The 16,393-nt window shown below is 70.7% G+C and carries 16 protein-coding genes; 7 read left to right on the top strand and 9 right to left on the bottom strand.

All coding sequences use genetic code 11. From position 1 onward, the window contains the following. Positions 1 to 8: 8 nt before the first annotated feature. On the bottom strand, positions 9 to 614 hold the full coding sequence (locus tag PH203_RS31825) for a hypothetical protein (protein WP_289924324.1): 606 nt from the start codon (positions 612 to 614) through the stop codon (positions 9 to 11). 236 nt (positions 615 to 850) lie between these two features. On the opposite strand from PH203_RS31825, the gene PH203_RS31820 reads away from it, so the two are divergent. Further along, positions 851 to 2,053 carry a cytochrome P450 gene (locus PH203_RS31820; protein ID WP_289924323.1) on the top strand — a complete coding sequence of 401 codons (1,203 nt, stop codon included), beginning with the start codon at positions 851 to 853 and terminating at the stop codon, positions 2,051 to 2,053. Here PH203_RS31820 and PH203_RS31815 read toward each other — a convergent pair. Genes PH203_RS31815 through PH203_RS31805 form a run of 3 tightly spaced genes read right to left on the bottom strand, consistent with a single transcriptional unit; the run spans position 2,037 to position 4,784 of the window. Further along, a complete protein-coding gene (locus tag PH203_RS31815; protein ID WP_289924320.1) occupies positions 2,037 to 2,261 on the bottom strand; it encodes a hypothetical protein in 225 nt (74 codons plus the stop codon). The two genes, PH203_RS31820 and PH203_RS31815, sit on opposite strands and share 17 nt — an antisense overlap. A 49-nt stretch (positions 2,262 to 2,310) precedes the next feature. Next, positions 2,311 to 3,879: an ABC transporter permease gene (locus PH203_RS31810; RefSeq protein ID WP_289924319.1), complete on the bottom strand. Its 1,569-nt coding sequence runs from the start codon at positions 3,877 to 3,879 to the stop codon at positions 2,311 to 2,313. Continuing rightward, positions 3,876 to 4,784 carry an ABC transporter ATP-binding protein gene (locus tag PH203_RS31805; protein WP_289924318.1) on the bottom strand — a complete coding sequence of 303 codons (909 nt, stop codon included), beginning with the start codon at positions 4,782 to 4,784 and terminating at the stop codon, positions 3,876 to 3,878. The genes PH203_RS31810 and PH203_RS31805 overlap by 4 nt, the downstream gene beginning before the upstream one ends. 74 nt (positions 4,785 to 4,858) lie before the next feature. Here PH203_RS31805 and PH203_RS31800 point away from each other — a divergent pair, with 74 nt between their 5' ends. After that, positions 4,859 to 5,350: a MarR family transcriptional regulator gene (locus PH203_RS31800; RefSeq protein WP_289924317.1), complete on the top strand. Its 492-nt coding sequence runs from the start codon at positions 4,859 to 4,861 to the stop codon at positions 5,348 to 5,350. 4 nt (positions 5,351 to 5,354) lie between these two features. Here the strand turns inward: PH203_RS31800 and PH203_RS31795 are convergent, their stop codons facing one another. Beyond that, positions 5,355 to 6,863, bottom strand: coding sequence for an APC family permease (locus PH203_RS31795; RefSeq protein ID WP_289924316.1), 1,509 nt, complete (start codon positions 6,861 to 6,863; stop codon positions 5,355 to 5,357). A gap of 171 nt (positions 6,864 to 7,034) precedes the next feature. Between PH203_RS31795 and PH203_RS31790 the strand changes: the two genes are divergently transcribed. The 3 genes from PH203_RS31790 to PH203_RS31780 are packed head-to-tail and all read left to right on the top strand — an operon-like array spanning position 7,035 to position 9,828. Continuing rightward, positions 7,035 to 8,417, top strand: coding sequence for an ethanolamine ammonia-lyase subunit EutB (locus PH203_RS31790; protein ID WP_289924314.1), 1,383 nt, complete (start codon positions 7,035 to 7,037; stop codon positions 8,415 to 8,417). Next, the gene (gene eutC, locus PH203_RS31785) at positions 8,414 to 9,172 is read left to right on the top strand and encodes an ethanolamine ammonia-lyase subunit EutC (RefSeq protein ID WP_289924313.1); all 759 of its coding nucleotides are present in this window, start codon (positions 8,414 to 8,416) and stop codon (positions 9,170 to 9,172) included. Before PH203_RS31790 ends, eutC begins: the two co-directional genes overlap by 4 nt. Positions 9,173 to 9,207: 35 nt before the next feature. Next, a complete protein-coding gene (locus PH203_RS31780) occupies positions 9,208 to 9,828 on the top strand; it encodes a Uma2 family endonuclease (RefSeq protein WP_289924312.1) in 621 nt (206 codons plus the stop codon). Here the strand turns inward: PH203_RS31780 and PH203_RS31775 are convergent. Next, the gene (locus tag PH203_RS31775; protein ID WP_289924311.1) at positions 9,825 to 10,241 is read right to left on the bottom strand and encodes a DUF6086 family protein; all 417 of its coding nucleotides are present in this window, start codon (positions 10,239 to 10,241) and stop codon (positions 9,825 to 9,827) included. The two genes, PH203_RS31780 and PH203_RS31775, sit on opposite strands and share 4 nt — an antisense overlap. An 8-nt stretch (positions 10,242 to 10,249) precedes the next feature. Then, entirely contained in the window at positions 10,250 to 11,098 is an 849-nt protein-coding gene (locus PH203_RS31770; RefSeq protein WP_289924310.1) for a diacylglycerol kinase, read from the bottom strand. A 210-nt stretch (positions 11,099 to 11,308) separates the two neighbouring features. Between PH203_RS31770 and PH203_RS31765 the strand changes: the two genes are divergently transcribed. Continuing rightward, complete coding sequence (locus tag PH203_RS31765; protein WP_289924309.1) at positions 11,309 to 12,592, top strand: adenylosuccinate synthase; 1,284 nt, start codon at positions 11,309 to 11,311, stop codon at positions 12,590 to 12,592. A gap of 61 nt (positions 12,593 to 12,653) precedes the next feature. Here the strand turns inward: PH203_RS31765 and PH203_RS31760 are convergent, their stop codons facing one another. Continuing rightward, positions 12,654 to 14,534, bottom strand: coding sequence for a serine/threonine-protein kinase (locus tag PH203_RS31760; RefSeq protein WP_289924308.1), 1,881 nt, complete (start codon positions 14,532 to 14,534; stop codon positions 12,654 to 12,656). Between the two features lie 205 nt (positions 14,535 to 14,739). After that, a complete protein-coding gene (gene fxsA / locus PH203_RS31755; protein ID WP_289924307.1) occupies positions 14,740 to 14,976 on the bottom strand; it encodes an FxSxx-COOH cyclophane-containing RiPP peptide in 237 nt (78 codons plus the stop codon). Positions 14,977 to 15,093: 117 nt separating this feature from the next. Here fxsA and fsxC point away from each other — a divergent pair, with 117 nt between their 5' ends. Further along, positions 15,094 to 16,392 (top strand): FxsC protein, encoded by a 1,299-nt coding sequence (gene fsxC, locus PH203_RS31750; RefSeq protein ID WP_289924306.1) that lies wholly within the window; start codon positions 15,094 to 15,096, stop codon positions 16,390 to 16,392. Position 16,393: the final 1 nt, after the last annotated feature.

The following is a 16,393-nucleotide window of genomic DNA, read 5'->3' as shown; positions in this document are numbered from 1 at the left end:
TCCTTCGGTCACGGGCCGAGGCCATCATCCGCCAACGCGGCCGACGCCGCGTTGAGAAACGTCACGAAGGGGTGGTGAACGGCCAACAGCGCATCCTCCGCGGCCCGTTCGTGGTCCGCGGTGGCCGTTCCCTGCCGCAGGGTGCGGATCCAGCGGTACACCTCGCCCCGCGAGACGAGCAGCGCGCCCTCCGCCTCGAACGCGGCGGCGGTCAGGGCGGGCGGGCCCTCCACCGTCACGGCCGACTTCCGTGACTGAAGCTCGCCGTGGAGCCGTTCACCGGCGCGCGCGTAAGCCTCTTCGGCGAGGGTGAGCAACCTGTCCCGGTCCGGACCCGCCGTCCCCGCCGCCGTCCCCGCCTCCGCCTCCGTCCCCGTCACCGCCGCAGACGCGGCGGACCGCGCCGCCTCCGAGTGGAGGGCGTGCACCTCCTGGAAGCACTGGGCGAACGCGACGTACGCCGACCGCCGCGGCTCGCGCAGCAACCGCACATGTTCGGCGCGGAGCTGCGTCCGAGCCTGCCCCCGGCCCAGTAACCCGGTCACCGCGGCGGCACCCCCGGTGCCCAGAGCCCCCACAGCCGCGCCGAGCAGCGCGGCAAGTCCAGCATCCATGGCCCGGCACCTTATGCCGTCACCCCACCCAGACACCCCCCACCCCCCACCCCCGCCCCCACCCCTCGACCTCGGTCTCCCCCCATAGCCCCAGGATTGGCAGATGTGTTCCACGCCGGGACTGTAAAACCGCAGGTCACGAATTCCGGGGGTGGAACAGATCTGCCAATCAGCTTGGTGCGACCCCCGGTGAGACGCCCCTGGTCAGGAGGGGCGGGGCGGGTTAGCGTCCCGGCATGGCAGTCTTCGATCCCTGGGAAGCGGGCTTTCTCGCCGACCCCTATCCCGCCTACGCCGAACTGCGTGCCGAAGGGCGCGTGCGCTACTACGAGCTCACCGACCAGTGGCTGGTTCCTCACCACGCCGACGTGTCGGCGCTGCTGCGGGAGCGGCGGCTCGGGCGGACCTACCAGCACCGGTTCACGCACGAGGACTTCGGGCGGACGGCGCCCCCGGCGGAGCACGAGCCGTTCCACACGCTCAACGACCACGGGATGCTCGACCTGGAGCCGCCGGACCACACCCGCATCCGCCGCCTGGTCTCGAAGGCCTTCACCCCGCGCACGGTCGAACAGCTCAAGCCGTACGTCGCCCGGCTGGCCGGAGAGCTCGTCGACGGGCTGGTCGAGAAGGGCGGCGGCGACCTGCTCACCGACGTGGCCGAGCCGCTGCCCGTCGCGGTGATCGCCGAGATGCTCGGCATCCCGGAGTCCGACCGGGCGCCGCTGCGGCCCTGGTCGGCGGACATCTGCGGGATGTACGAGCTGAACCCGCCGCAGGACGTGGCCGCGAAGGCCGTACGGGCCTCCGTCGAGTTCTCCGACTACCTGCGTGAGCTCATCGCCGAGCGGCGCAAGCAGCCGGGCGACGATCTGATCTCCGGGCTCATCGCCGCCCACGACGAGGGCGACCGGCTCACCGAGCAGGAGATGATCTCCACCTGTGTGCTCCTGCTGAACGCGGGGCACGAGGCGACCGTCAACGCCACCGTCAACGGCTGGTACGCGCTCTTCCGCAACCCGGGTGAGCTGGAGCGGCTCCGCGCCGATCACTCCCTGGTCCCGTCCGCGATCGAGGAGCTGATGCGCTACGACACCCCGCTCCAGCTGTTCGAGCGGTGGGTCCTGGACGACATCGAGATCGACGGGACGACCGTGCCGCGCGGCGCCGAGATCGCGTTGCTCTTCGGCTCCGCCAACCACGACCCGGCCGTCTTCCGGTCCCCGGAGAAGCTCGACGTCACCCGCAAGGACAACCCGCACATCTCCTTCAGCGCGGGCATCCACTACTGCATCGGCGCCCCGCTCGCCCGAATCGAGCTCGCGGCCTCGATGACGGCGTTGCTGGAGAAGGCGCCGACGCTGGCCCTGGCCGCCGAGCCGGAGCGGAAGCCGAACTTCGTGATCCGCGGGCTGGAGGGGCTCAGCGTCGAGGTCTGAGCCGTCGGAGCACGGCCCAGAGTCCGAGGGACACGGCGACTCCGCCGAGGACCATGAGCGGCAGCTCGGCGTAGAGCACGCTCCAGTCCGGACTCTGCTCGAACCGCCACAGCCGGCCCCGTACGTCGACGGACCACACCGCGAGCCCGGCACCGGCGCCGACGGCCGCGGTCAGGCATCCCGCGGCGGCCTGCATACGTTCTCCCATGCAAGGGACGGACGTGCGCGGGCCGCCGACAGGTTCCCCGGAACCGGTCTCAGGTGGTCATGTCCCGCCGCCGCAGCCCCGCCAGCCCCACGGCGACGAGCGCCACCGCGATGACCAGCAGAGCCGTCACCGGACCCCAACTCATCTCCCCGCCCGGCAACTTCGGCAGATGCCCGAACGGCGACACGTCCAGCACCGCCTGCGGAGCGTCCAGCGCCGGACCGACCCAGCCGATGAGCAGTACGGCCCCGGCGACTCCCCAGGCCGCCATCGCGGCCCGCGGGAGCAGCCCGTAGAGCGCGACCGCCAGTCCGCCGATCACCCACACCGCGGCGACCTGCACCAGGCACGCCCCGAGGATGGGCCCGACCTCCTTGCCGTAGCCCACGGCGAAGCCCAGGCCGGTGAGGAGCATGAGCAGTACCGCTCCGCCGAAGGCGACCAGCAGATGCCCGGCGGCCCAGCCCAGCCGCCCGACCGCGTTCGCCAGCAACGGCTCCGCGCGCCCCGAGGCCTCCTCGCCGTGCAGCCGCAGCACCGAACCGACCACGTACAGGGCGGCGATCAGGCCCATCATCCCGACCATGGAGGCCAGGAACGCCTCCTCCAGCCCGGTCTGACCGCCCATGCGCTCGAAGATCTCCCGGGCGTTGTCGTTGTCGCCGACCAGGTCGGCCACGCCGTCCGTGAGGCCGCCGTAGACGACACCCACCAGGAAGAAGGCGATCGACCAGCCGAGTACGGCGCCCCGCTGCAACCGCCAGGCCAGCGCGCCCGCGCTGCCCAGGCCGCCGGTCGCCGGGCCCGGCCGGGCCGGGAAGAAGCTCATGCCGACATCCCGGCGAGAGGTCAACTCGTAGGCCACCCCGGCCTGGAGCGCCACAGCCGCCGCGAACAGCCCCAGCACCCACCAGCGTTCGCCGGCGTACGGGCGCAGGTTCTCCAGCCAGCCCAGCGGCGAAAGCCACGTCAGGGCCGAGGAGCCGTCGTCCGACGCCGCGTCTCCGGCCGCGCGCAGCACGAACGCCGCCCCCAGCGCCGCCGCCGTCAGCCCCCGCGCCAGCCGCGCGCTCTCCGTCAACTGGGCCGCGATCGCCGCCATGGTGGCGAAGAGCATGCCCACGGCGCCGATTCCGACGCCGAACGCGAGTGCTCCCACCGGCCCCTGGCCGGCCAGCCCCGCCGTCACCAGCAGCGCCAGTACGGCGTTGGCGACCCCCGCCGCCAGCAGGGCCGCCGTCAGCGACGCCCTGCGGCCCACCATCCCGGACGCCACCAGCTCCTGGCGGCCGCTCTCCTCCTCGTCCCGGGTGTGCCGTACGACGATCAGCAGGCTCATCGCGGCGGCGAGCAGGCCCGCGAACACCCCGACCCGCCAGGCCGTCAGCGCCCCCAGGTCGGTGTCGAAGACCGGGCCGATCAGCGCGCGGAAGGAGGAGTTGGTCTCCACCTGGCGTACCAGGTCGGCGCGTTCGGCCGCCGTGCTGTACAGGCCCTTCAGGGAGGCGGGCATGGAGAGCACCATCAGGGTGTTCACCCCGACCCAGACCGGGATCATCAGACGGTCCCGGCGCAGGGAGAAACGCAGCAGTACGCCCGTGCCCGCGAGGCTGCTCATCGGGACGCCGCCTCCTCATCCTGGTAGTGGCGCAGGAACAGCTCCTCAAGGGTGGGCGGGGTCGAGGTCAGGGACCGTACGCCCGACTCGCTCAACTGCCGCAGTACGGCGTCGAGTTTGTCCGTGTCGACCTGGAGGCGGACCCGATGGCCTTGTACGTCGAGGTCGTGCACGCCCGGCAGATGTGCCAACCCGTTGGGCGGGGCCGCCAGTTCGGCCGACACACTCGTCCGGGTCAGATGCCGCAGGTCGGCGAGCGAGCCCGTCTCGACGGTACGGCCGCCCCGGATGATGCTCACCCGGTCGCACAGCTCCTCGACCTCGCTGAGGATGTGGGAGGAGAGCAGGACCGTACGGCCCCGGTCCCGCTCCTCCTCCACGCAGCGCTGGAAGACCTCCTCCATCAGCGGGTCGAGGCCCGAGGTCGGCTCGTCGAGGATCAGCAGGTCGACGTCCGAGGCGAACGCGGCGACGAGGGCGACCTTCTGGCGGTTGCCCTTGGAGTAGGTGCGGCCCTTCTTGGTGGGGTCCAGCTCGAAGCGTTCGATCAGCTCGGCGCGGCGGGCCGGGTCCAGGCCGCCGCGGAGCCTGCCGTAGAGGTCGATGACCTCGCCGCCGGACAGGTTGCGCCACAGCGTCACGTCCCCGGGGACGTAGGCGATCCGGCGGTGCACCTCGACCGCGTCCCCCCAGGGGTCCCGGCCGAGGACCTGGGCGGCGCCGGAGTCGGCGCGCAGCAGGCCGAGCAGGACGCGGATGGTGGTGGACTTGCCGGCGCCGTTGGGACCGAGGAAGCCGTGCACCTCGCCGGCCTCGACGTCCAGGTCGAGCCCGTCGAGTGCGTGCGTCCTGCCGAACGACTTGTGGAGCCCGGCTACCTCGATGGCGCGCTTTGCCTTCGTCATGGTTCCGAACGTACGCTGTTTTCAGAAACTTGTGAAGTTAAGGAAGCGTATAAAGCCCCGACTAGGATGGGCCCATGACGGAAACTGCTGGTGGGCGGGACACCGAGGAGGTCTCGCGGTTCGTGGAGCACTTCGCCGCACAACTCGTCGAGGCGGGTGTGCCCCGCATGCCGGCCCGGGTCTTCGCCGCGCTGCTCGCCTCCGACACCGGCATGCTGACCTCGGTCCAGCTGGCCGAGCAGCTGCGGATCAGCCCCGCCGCCGTGTCCGGCGCGGTGCGCTACCTGGCGCAGGTGCGGCTTGTGTCACGGGAGCGGGAGCCGGGGTCGCGGCGCGAGCGGTACCGGGTGCACAGCGACCAGTGGTACGAGGCGATCACCAACCGCGAGGCCATCATCAAGCAGTGGCAGAACGCGCTGCGGGACGGAGTGGCAGCGCTCGGAGCCGACACCCCCGCGGGGCGCCGGCTCGCCGAGACGCTCGCCTTCTTCGAGTTCACGGCCGGTGAACTGGAGGCCATGATGGAGCGCTGGCGGGTCCACCGCCAACAGCTCTTCGACAACTGAGGAGTTACCGCTCCTTCGTCTCCTCCAGCACCGTCCGGCCCAGCAGCTGATAGCGGGCCGGGTCCCGCCGCTTCAGGTACTGCGCGTACCCGATCCCCGCCGCCGCGACCAGCGCCACCAGCCACGGCGTCGCCTTCAGCACCAGCGAGCCCGACTCGGTGCCCGCCGCCGCACCCATGTTGGACACCAGCAGCGCGACCACCGCGAGCATCGCGACGCCGCCGATGAGCGGGGCGGCGAGGGTCTTGAACCAGTGGCGGCTCTCGGGGTGGTTCCTGCGGAAGTAGACCAGCACCGCGAACGAGCAGACGGCCTGGACGACGAGGATCGCCATGGTGCCGAGGATGGCGAGCAGGACGTACGTACCGGTGTACGGGTCCTTGCCGGCGGCCCAGAACGCGAGGAGCAGCACGGCGGTCACGACCGTCTGGACCAGGCCCGCGATGTGCGGCGAGCCGTGCCTGGCGTGGGTGCGCCCGAGGGTGTTCTTCAGCGACGGGAGCACGCCCTCCCGGCCCAGCGCGTACATGTAGCGGGCGGCGCAGTTGTGGAAGGCCATGCCGCAGGCGAGCGAGCCGGTGATCATCAGCCACTGCATGACGACGACCGCCCAGTGGCCGACGTACTGCTCGGTGGGGTTGAAGAAGAGGTCGAGGGGGCTCTCGGTGGCGACCTTGACCGCGTCCGACTGGCCCGTACCCGTGATGGCCATCCAGGAGACGAAGACGTAGAAGATGCCGACGCCGAGGACCGAGATCATCGTGGCCTTGGGGATGATCTTCTTCGGGTTGCGGGACTCCTCGCCGTACATCGCCGTCGACTCGAAGCCGACCCACGACCAGAAGGCGAAGAAGAGCCCGAGGCCCGCGCTCGTGCCGTGGAAGGCGTTGACCGGGTTGACCGGGTCGAGGCTGAAGCCGTCGGGGCCGCCGCCGTGCAGGGCTACGGATATCGCCATCGCCGCGAGGATCGTCACCTCGGTCGCGAGGAGCACGACGAGCAGCTTCTCGGCGACCGAGACACCGAACCAGGTGCCGGTCGCGTTGATCGCCAGCATCAGGACCGCGAACGCCCACCAGGGGATGTCGACCCCGGTCTGGTCCTTCAGCGTCTCGGTCGCGAAGGTCGAGAAGATGCCGATGAGCGCCGGTTCGAAGACGACGTACGCGAAGGTCGCGAGCAGTCCGGAGGCGAGGCCGACGGTGCGGCCCAGGCCGTAGGAGATGAAGCCGTAGAAGGCTCCGGTGGAGGTGATGTGCTTCGCCATCGAGGTGAAGCCGACGGAAAAGATTGCCAGCACGACCATTGCGACGAGATAGCTCGCCGGGGCGCCGATGCCGTTTCCGGCGGACACCATGAAGGGCACGTTGCCGGTCATCGCGGTGATGGGCGCGGCGGTGGCCACCGCCATGAAGACGACCCCCAGCAGGCCCACGGCATTGGGCTTGAGCCGGTGGACGGTACCGCCCTCGTCTGTTTTCGCCGCTGGGGCGACTCCCTCGTCCACTGCCATCGGGCTGGCCTCTCTGCTACGGGTGTGCTCGTCTGCTGGACCGGAACTCTGTAGGCCGAATAAGTCGGCCAAGGGTCTCGGGGCGTTAAATGTTTGTCAACCAGACCTTTAGAACTTCGAGGAACGCGCACGGAAATCTCACGGCAACACGTGCCTCGTACGGTCCCCGGCATGAGCTACACGTCAGTCCTCGGCGGTGAACGCCACCGCTTCGACACCCTCGCCCGCCTCCTCGCCGCCGCGAGCCCCGAACGCTCCGGCGACCACCTCGCCGGCCTCGCGGCGACGAGCGCGCGCCAACGGGTCGCGGCACGCTGGGCGTTGGCGGAGGTCCCGCTCGCGACGTTTCTGACCGAGCCGCTGATCCCGTACGAGACGGACGACGTGACCCGGCTGATCCTGGACACGCATGACGCGGAGGCGTTCGCGCCGGTGGCGGGGATGACGGTCGGTGAGTTCCGGGAGTGGCTGCTGGCGGCGGACTCGCAGGCGCTGACGGCTGTGGCGCCGGGGCTCACGCCCGAGATGGTGGCGGCGGTGTCGAAGCTGATGGGGAACGCCGACCTGGTGGCCGTGGCGCGGAAGGTGCAGGTGATCACGGCCTTCCGCTCGACGATCGGCCTCCCGGGACGCCTCGCGACCCGCCTCCAGCCCAACCACCCCACCGACGACCCGGCCGGTGTGGCGGCGGCCCTGCTGGACGGCCTGCTGCTCGGCTCGGGCGACGCGGTCATCGGCATCAACCCGGCGACGGACAGCCCCAAGGCGGTACGGGACCTGCTGGAACTCCTGGACGGGGTGATCCAGCGCTACGCCATCCCCACCCAGTCCTGCGTGCTGTGTCATGTCACGACGAGCGTGGACCTGATGGAGCGCGGGGCGCCCGTGGACCTGGTCTTCCAGTCGATCGCCGGTACGCAGGCGGCGAACGCGTCCTTCGGCGTGACGCTGAGCCTGCTCGACGAGGCCCACGAGGCCGCCCTGAAGCTGGAGCGGGGCACGGTCGGCCGGAACGTCATGTACTTCGAGACCGGCCAGGGCGCCGCGCTCTCCGCCGACGCGCACCACGGGGTGGACCAGCAGACGGTGGAGGCGAGGGCGTACGCGGTGGCGCGGCGCTATGACCCCCTGCTGGTGAACACGGTGGTGGGCTTCATCGGCCCGGAGTACCTCTACGACGGCCGCCAGATCCTCCGCGCCGCCCTGGAGGACCACTTCTGCGGCAAGTTGCTCGGCCTGCCGATGGGCCTGGACATCTGCTACACGAACCACGCGGACGCCGATGACGACGACGTGGCGACGATGCTCACCGTGCTGGGCGTCGCGGGGGCGTCCTTCGTGATCTGCACGCCGGGCGGCGACGACATCATGCTCAACTACCAATCGGCCTCGTACCACGACGCGTTGTACCTGCGAGAGGTCCTGGGCCTGCGCCCGGCACCGGAGTTCGAGGCGTGGCTGTCGTCGATCGGTCTGCTGGACGAACGCGGGGCCATCAGGGAAGTGCCGGGCGGCCATCCGCTGACGGCGATCGGAAGGGAACTGGCGGCATGAGTGAAGTAGCCGTGGGAGGCGGAGAGTTGTGGACCTCCCTGCGCCGCCACACCCAGGCCCGCATCGGCCTCGGCCGCTCCGGCTCGGCGCTCCCGACAAGACACCGACTGGAGTTGCAGACCGCGCATGCGGCGGCCCGGGACGCGGTTCACTCCCCCTTCGACCCGGACCGGGTCGCGGCCGAGCTGACGGGCATGCCGACGGTACGGGTCCGCAGCGCGGCCGGTGACCGGCTGACCTACCTCCAACGCCCCGATCTGGGCCGCCGGTTGGACGCCACCGACCGTGCGCATCTGCCGGCGGGGGAGTGGGACGTGGTGTTCGTCGTCGCGGACGGGCTGTCCAGCCGGGCGGTGCACGAGCACGCGGCGGCGGTGGTGCGCGAGACGGTCGCGCGGCTCGGCGACTGGCGGGTCGCCCCGGTGGTGCTGGCCGAGCAAGCGCGCGTGGCCCTCGGGGACGACGTGGCCTCCGCGATGGGCGCGGCGATGGTCGTCGTCCTGGTCGGCGAGCGCCCCGGCATGTCGGCGGCGGACTCGCTGGGCGCGTATCTGACGTACCGGCCGGTGCCCGGCGAGACGACGGACGCCGACCGGAACTGCCTGTCCAACATCCGGCCGCCGCTGGGGCTGTCGTACGAGGGGGCGGCGGGGAAGCTGGCGGGGTTGATGGGGCGGGCTCGGGAGTTGAGGGGCACGGGGGTGGGGCTGAAGGACGAAAGCGATCACGAGGATGTGATCGACCGGCTACTGTGAGTGGTGGCTGGTCTGCGCCAAAGGGAGGGCGCATCATGACACTGATGACTGAGCGACCGACGATAAGCGGCACCGAGCCCCGCAGCTTCGAGGCGTTGCTGGATGACCTCGACGAGCTGATTGTGCCCGACGGTTACAAGGCCGAGATCATCAGCGGGAGCATCGTCTTGTCGCCGTGGTCGAAGGGGTACTACGAGGACGTCATGGAGGTGGTGCGTGATCAGCTTCGGCCGCATCTTCCTGAAGGGCACCGCATCAGCTCCAGCCCGTTCTTGTACGTCTTTCCAGGAGATGAGCGGGCGTTCGGACCGGACATCCATGCGGCGCCCCGCCAGGTGTCCCGGACGAGCAGCAACCGCTTGGACGGCGAGGCCCTCGTCTTCGTCGGCGAGCTGACCTCCACCTCCACCCGCGACGACGACCTGACCGACAAGGTCCGGGTATATGGAAGGGCGGGTGTCCCCGTCTATCTGGTCCTCGACATGCAGGAAGAGCAGGCCACTGTCTTCTGGACGCCTTCCGCCAAGGGATATGAGTCGCACTGCACGCGGCCCTTCGGCGAGAAGCTTCCGATGCCCGCCCCGTTCGACTGCACGCTCGACACCGATGGCTTCCAGGCCCCTGCCGAGGAAGCCGACGACCAGCCCGACGCCTAGCGCGGCATCCGGCGCCCCAGAAGACCCGCCCGCTCCCGCAGCCCTACGGCCCTGTCCTCGGCGTCGGGCAGTGGCACCTGTACGTCCCGCAGCCCCTCAAAGCCGACCGCGACGACGGGGCGCCGTACCTCGATGCCGGCCCGCTCTGCCAGCACCAGGACCGTCGCGACGAAACCCTCCGAGAGCGCGTCGACGACGGCGTGCGGGGTGCGGTCGTGCAGCTCGATCAGGGCGTCCGCGAAGGAGGCGAGGGCGGCCGGGTCGACCTGGCACTCGTCGTTCTCCATAGGCCCGAAGCCCGACGTGATGCCCAGCTCCCCCTCGTAGATCCGCACATGTGCGAGGAAGAGCCGTGCGGCCCCGTTCGACGGGTTCCACAGGGTCTCGCCGTCCAGCTCGAAGTACTGGCTCATCGGTGTCCTCACTGCCCTGGCAACGTAAGCCCCAGGGCACCCTCCCACACCGTCCACGTCCGCCTCCGTACCGGTCCGCCCACGCCGGAGTCCGCGCGGTAGCGGAAGTCCGCCCCCGACACCGTGACGGTCCGTCCCCACGCCTCCAGCGGTGAGGCCTCCGCGCCGACCGAGAGGGGGCGTACCGACACCGCGGCCGTGCCCGAGGCGCCCGGGGTCACCGAGACCGTCTCCACGGGCTGGTCGAGGTCGACGAGGAGGACGCCGTCCACCTCGACCCGCAGCCGGGAGGGCCGGGGCCCGGGGTCGGGGGCGGTCCGGGGCGGACGGGCGGGTACCAGGGTGCGTACGAGGGACTGGCAGGTCCGCAGCCAGGGATGCGCCGGGGAGTCCTCCACGGGCTCGCCCTCCGGAAGAACCGGTAGCGCCGGGATCCGCAGCGCACCCAGCACCACCCCGTCGCTGTCGTCGACGAGCAGGTCGAGCCGGCGCTCCACGCCGTCCAGGACCGTCCGCGCGGCCGCCACCGCGCCCGTGGGCACGCCCAGCGACCGGGCCACGGAGAACACTCCGCCCACCGGCACGAACGACAGCACACATCCGGCCAGCTCCCGCTGCCGGTGCAAAAGGGACACCGCCCGCAGCAGAGCCCGGTCGTCGCCCACCACGACGGGTCGCCGGGAGCCCCTTCGGGCCAGTACCCGGGCGAATTCCTCGGGCCCCTCCGGCAGACACACTTTGGTGGCCGCACCCGCGCTGAGCACGTCTTTCGCGATCCGCACGGACTCGCCGTCCGTCCGCCGGGCGACCGGGTCGATGACCACAAGGAGCTGGTCGGAAGTCGCCACCTCGGTCATGCCTCGCTTCCTCGGGTAGCATCTTTGTGCAAGAGCCCCTTGCGCTATTGCGCCAGGGGCTTCGTCTATTCCGGGGCAACCGGGTCCGACGGGTGAACGGCCGACGACGGCCGTCGGTGGCCGAAGCAGGTCGCCGGGGTACGAGGCACAAGGCCGTGCAGCGTACGCCCCTGACCTTGGACATGCCCCGCCCGGAAGGGGTGTACGCGCGTGCCCGCACTTGTGCTGCTCGGTGCTCAGTGGGGTGACGAAGGCAAGGGAAAGGCGACGGACCTGCTAGGCGGGTCTGTCGACTATGTGGTGCGCTACCAGGGCGGCAACAACGCCGGCCACACGGTGGTCGTGGGCGACCAGAAGTATGCCCTGCACCTGCTCCCTTCCGGAATCCTCTCGCCGGGGTGCACCCCGGTCATCGGCAACGGTGTCGTCGTCGACCCGTCGGTCCTGTTCTCCGAGCTGAACGGGCTGAACGAGCGAGGCGTCGACACGTCCAAGCTCCTGATCAGCGGTAACGCTCACATCATCACGCCGTACAACGTCACCGTCGACAAGGTGACGGAACGCTTCCTCGGCAAGCGGAAGATCGGCACCACCGGGCGCGGCATCGGTCCGACCTACGCCGACAAGATCAACCGCGTGGGCATCCGCATCCAGGACCTCTACGACGAGTCGATCCTCACCCAGAAGGTCGAAGCGGCGCTGGACGGCAAGAACCAGCTCCTCACCAAGGTGTTCAACCGCCGCGCCATCGAGGCCGACAAGGTCGTCGAGGAGCTGCTGTCCTACGCGGACCGCCTGAAGCCGTACGTCGCCGACACGGTCCTGGTCCTGAACCAGGCCCTGGAGGCCGACAAGGTCGTCCTCTTCGAGGGCGGCCAGGGCACCCTCCTGGACATCGACCACGGCACGTACCCCTTCGTGACCTCGTCGAACCCGACCGCGGGCGGCGCCTGCACGGGCGCCGGCGTCGGTCCGACGAAGATCAGCCGCGTCATCGGCATCCTCAAGGCGTACACCACCCGCGTCGGCTCGGGCCCCTTCCCGACGGAGCTCTTCGACGAGGACGGCGAGGCGCTGCGCCGCATCGGCGGCGAGCGGGGCGTGACGACCGGCCGTGACCGCCGCTGCGGCTGGTTCGACGCGGTCATCGCCCGCTACGCGACCCGCGTGAACGGCCTGACGGACTTCTTCCTCACCAAGCTGGACGTGCTGACCGGCTGGGAGCAGATCCCCGTCTGCGTCGCCTACGAGATCGACGGCAAGCGCGTCGAGGAACTCCCCTACTCCCAGAGCGACTTCCACCACGCGAAGCCGATCTACGAGACCCTCCCCGGCTGGTCCGAGGACATCACCAAGGCGAAGTCCTTCTCGGACCTCCCGAAGAACGCCCAGGCGTACGTGAAGGCGCTGGAGGAGATGTCGGGCGCCCCGATCTCGGCGATCGGCGTGGGTCCGGGCCGGGACGAGACGATCGAGATCAACAAGTTCATCTGACGCGCCCTGGTGTCGCGCGTACGCCCCCGGCCGGCTTCGGCTGCCGGGGGCGTTCGGTTGATCAGGGGTGGCGGCGCAGGTGCAGAACCGTGGCGCCCTGGGGGCTGCTGCGGGTCAGCACCCTGATGGTCATCAGGTCGTAGGTGTAGGGCGCCTGGCTCGATGCGCACGTGGGGTCCGACCCGGCTTCGACGATCTGGGCTCCGGTGGTGACGAGCCCGTCCCAGCCGATGTCCATCAGTGCGGCCTCCCACTCGCAGTGCAGACCGTCGTGGTCCTGGACGCCGCGCACGGCGAGGGAGCCCACCCGGCCGGGCAGGACCGTGACACGCAGGCCCTCCTGGTCGGCGTACCACGCGCCCTGGAGCCCTTTGGGGACGCGGAGCTCACGGTCCCCGGCGGACTCGAAGCCCAGGGACCACTCCTCGGACTGCAGCCACGTCAGGCTGTCGTCCCTGTCCGACGCGATCCGCATGGTGAGCGGCAGCCCGCACCGGCTCGACGCCTTGCCGTCACCGGGTCCGATCCGGCGCACATCGAACCCGCCCAGGGTCAGGACGGTGTCCGCGCGGGACACCACCTTCGCGCTGCCCGCGCAGATCGCGTTGCTCGTCGCCGCGAGCACGGTGGCGCCCTTCTCACCGGGGGCCGCACCCTCGACGAGGTCCAGCCGGACCGTGAACAGGGGATCGTGTCCCCCGAGGGTGAGGCGCCACGCCCCGGCGAACGACGGCCTGCGCGCCGGTGTCTGCACGGCGGGCTCCGAGCCGCCGCCCGAGAGGGCGCCCCGGATCGCCGTGGCGGCTTCCAGCGTGAGCCCGCTTCCCAGCGCCACCAGCGTCACCAGCAGGGCGACCGCCGCCCAGAGTCGCACCCGAGAGCGGGGCTCCACGGCCGTCTCCCGGACACGCGGCGGCGCGATGCCCGCCTCCGGCATGTCCAGCAGGTCCCGTGGCCGTTCCCATTCCACCGGCTCCGGGAAGTCCGGGAACCCGGTGAGTCCGGGTGCCCCCGTCCCCTCCGGCTCTCCCCGCCGCGGCCCCTCCGGCACCGGCTGTGCGGCCGCCCGGTCCAGCCGGTCCAGCAGCTCACCCGGCAGCCAGGCCCCCGCCGGAGCCCGTCGTGTGCGCCCGACGACGTCGGCCACCGCCGGCCTGTCACCCGGCTCCTTCGCCAGGCACTCCCGGACCAGGTCCACGATCACTTCGGGTACGCCGGTGAGATCCGGCTCCTCATAGGCGATACGGAACATCAGCGCATGCGCGGCCATGCCATCACTGCCGGACTCGCCCACGAACGGCGAACGCCCCGTCGCGGCGTACACCAGCACACTCCCCAGCGAGAACACATCCCCGGCCGGCCCCACCCGCTCCCCCCGCACCTGCTCCGGCGACATGAACTCCGGTGTCCCGAGCAGAGATCCGGCAGGCGTGAGCGTGCTGTCCGGCGACGTGTCCAGCGCCCGCGCGATGCCGAAGTCGATCACCCGCGGCCCGTTGACGGTGAGCAGGATGTTGGACGGCTTGAGGTCACGGTGGACCAGCCCCGCCCCGTGCACGGCTTGGAGCGCCTGCGCGAGACGGTGGGCGAGGACATGCGCGGAGGCGGAGGGCAGCGGCCCGAAGTCGCCGCGAACCACGGCCCGCAGGGTCGGTCCCGGCACGTACTCCGTGGCCACCCAGGGCAGTTCGGCCGAGGTGTCCGCTTCCAGGACGCCCGCGGTCCACTCCCCGCTCACCCGCCGCGCCGCCGCCACCTCACGGGCGAACCTCCGCCGGAACTCCTCCTGTTCGGCGACCTCGCCCCGCACCAGCTTCACGGCGGCGGTACGTCCGTCCTCGCCCCGGCAGAGGAACACCCGCCCCATACCCCCTGCGCCGAGCCGGGCGACGAGGCGGTACGGGCCTATGTGTGCGGGGTCCTCGGGTGCCAAGGGCTGCATGGACGGCGATCATTCCAGAAATTGATCCGGACATGGCCTGCCCCCGAACGGAAGCCGCGCACCTGGTCGTTCTCCGTCCTTGGCGCATATGTGACGGCGAAGGGGACGCTGGACCCGAAGGACTTCGCGGTGACGAACTGGAGGCTGACACAGGGCGGGACCCCGGTGTGCGCCTGAAGCACGCGCGCCGTCCCGGCCGTGCCGCTCAGGAGTCGGACAGAGCGGACTGGAACGCGGCGAAGGTCTCGCTCGTCGGGTTCAGGGCCTCTCCGACCACCCGCCGGAGCTGCTCGGCCAGGACCGTGTCCGGCAGATCGTCCAGGAATTCCATGGGCAGATCCGCGACATCCACCAGCACCGAGACGAACTCGGAACCGCCCGCGTCCTTCTGCACGTGATGTGCCCTTCTCTGCGGCTGCTGCCAGGTCAGCGGCGACGGCATGAGCCTATAGGTTTTCCGCGAGTACGTCTGAGCCCGGGACGGCGTGGGTATGAAGGCGCCGCGTGCGTATGCCAGCACGGGGGGCGCCGGCGACGGCGTGATACGGGGGTGGTGGGGATGCCCTTGGCTCAGGGGTTCTATTTCTTCCTCAGTTATGCGCGGCGCGAGGACCGTCAGGACGCGTTCGTCAGCCGCTTCCACGCGGACCTGCTGGCCGAACTCCAGGCCAAAGGGGCGGACTGCGAGGGCCAGCCGGCCTTCCGCGACCTGGAGCAGATCAGGATGGGCACGGACTGGGAGAAGGCCATCGGGGACGCGGTCGGCAACTGCCGCGCCATGGTCGCGCTGTGCTCGCCGGGCTATGTGAACAGCCCTTACTGCGGCAAGGAATGGACGGTCTTCCAGGACCGGCTGACACGCTTCCGCCACGACACCGACATCGACGCGCCCTCGCTGATCCCCGTGCGCTGGCGGCCCGTCCGCGGTGCGCTGCCCCCCGAGATGAGCCGGTACCAGTACACCGAGCGGGGCATGGACCTGCGCACCCGCGAGGAGTACGCCGAGCGCGGACTGATGCACATCATGCGCACCGACCCGGCCGGCGCGACCTATCGCACGATCGTCTCGGTGATCGCCGACGCCGTGCGCAGGGCGGCCGAACGCTACCGTCTGCCTCGGCTCAGCCCCGATCTGAGGACCGTGCGCAATGCCTTCGAGGGCCACGAGGTGGGCGAGCACCTCGGGAGCGAGACGGGATCCGTCCGGGTGTTCGTCGCTGCCGGGACCGTCGCCGCACCGCCCGAGGGCCGGCGGAACTCCCAGTACTACGGGCGTTCGCCCTACGACTGGGCGCCCTACCACCCGCCGGTGCACCCGACCGCGGCGTTCCGCGCCCAGCAGGTGATCAACGACTCGCGATGCATGGCACATCTGGACGAGGTCGGCGACGATCTCGTCCGCAAGCTGGAGGAGGGCCTGCGCAACCGCGAGACCAGTGTGCTGCTCATCGACGCGTGGGCGGCGCGCAGGGAGCCGTACCGGACCGTGCTCGCCGCCTTCGACCAGCAGAACCACCCGGTCACGGGGGTGCTCGTGCCCTGTCACGAGACGGACGAGGAGTCCCACGCCGACACGCTGTGGCATGACCTCAGCCAGGTCTTCCAGCGCAACTGGATGCGCCGCAACGATGCCTGGGATCCGCTGTTCCGGGTCCGGGTCGACAAGGGACACTTCGACGACAAGCTGTCCGTGATGGTCACCGTGGCCCAGAACCGGCTGGCGGAGCGGGCCGACCCCGTGGTGCTCCCGGAGGGGCCGGCCGCACCGCCGCTGCCCGCTCTGGGCGTTCCGGCGCGGCCGCCCATGGTCTGCGACGAGCCGGACGATCTGCCCGAGGCATACCTCACCGATGGATAGG

The sequence above is a fragment of the Streptomyces sp. S.PB5 genome (genome assembly GCF_030403745.1).
Taxonomy (GTDB): domain Bacteria; phylum Actinomycetota; class Actinomycetes; order Streptomycetales; family Streptomycetaceae; genus Streptomyces.
Note: the sequence above shows the minus strand (reverse complement) of the source record. Positions and strands in the feature narration are given on the sequence as shown.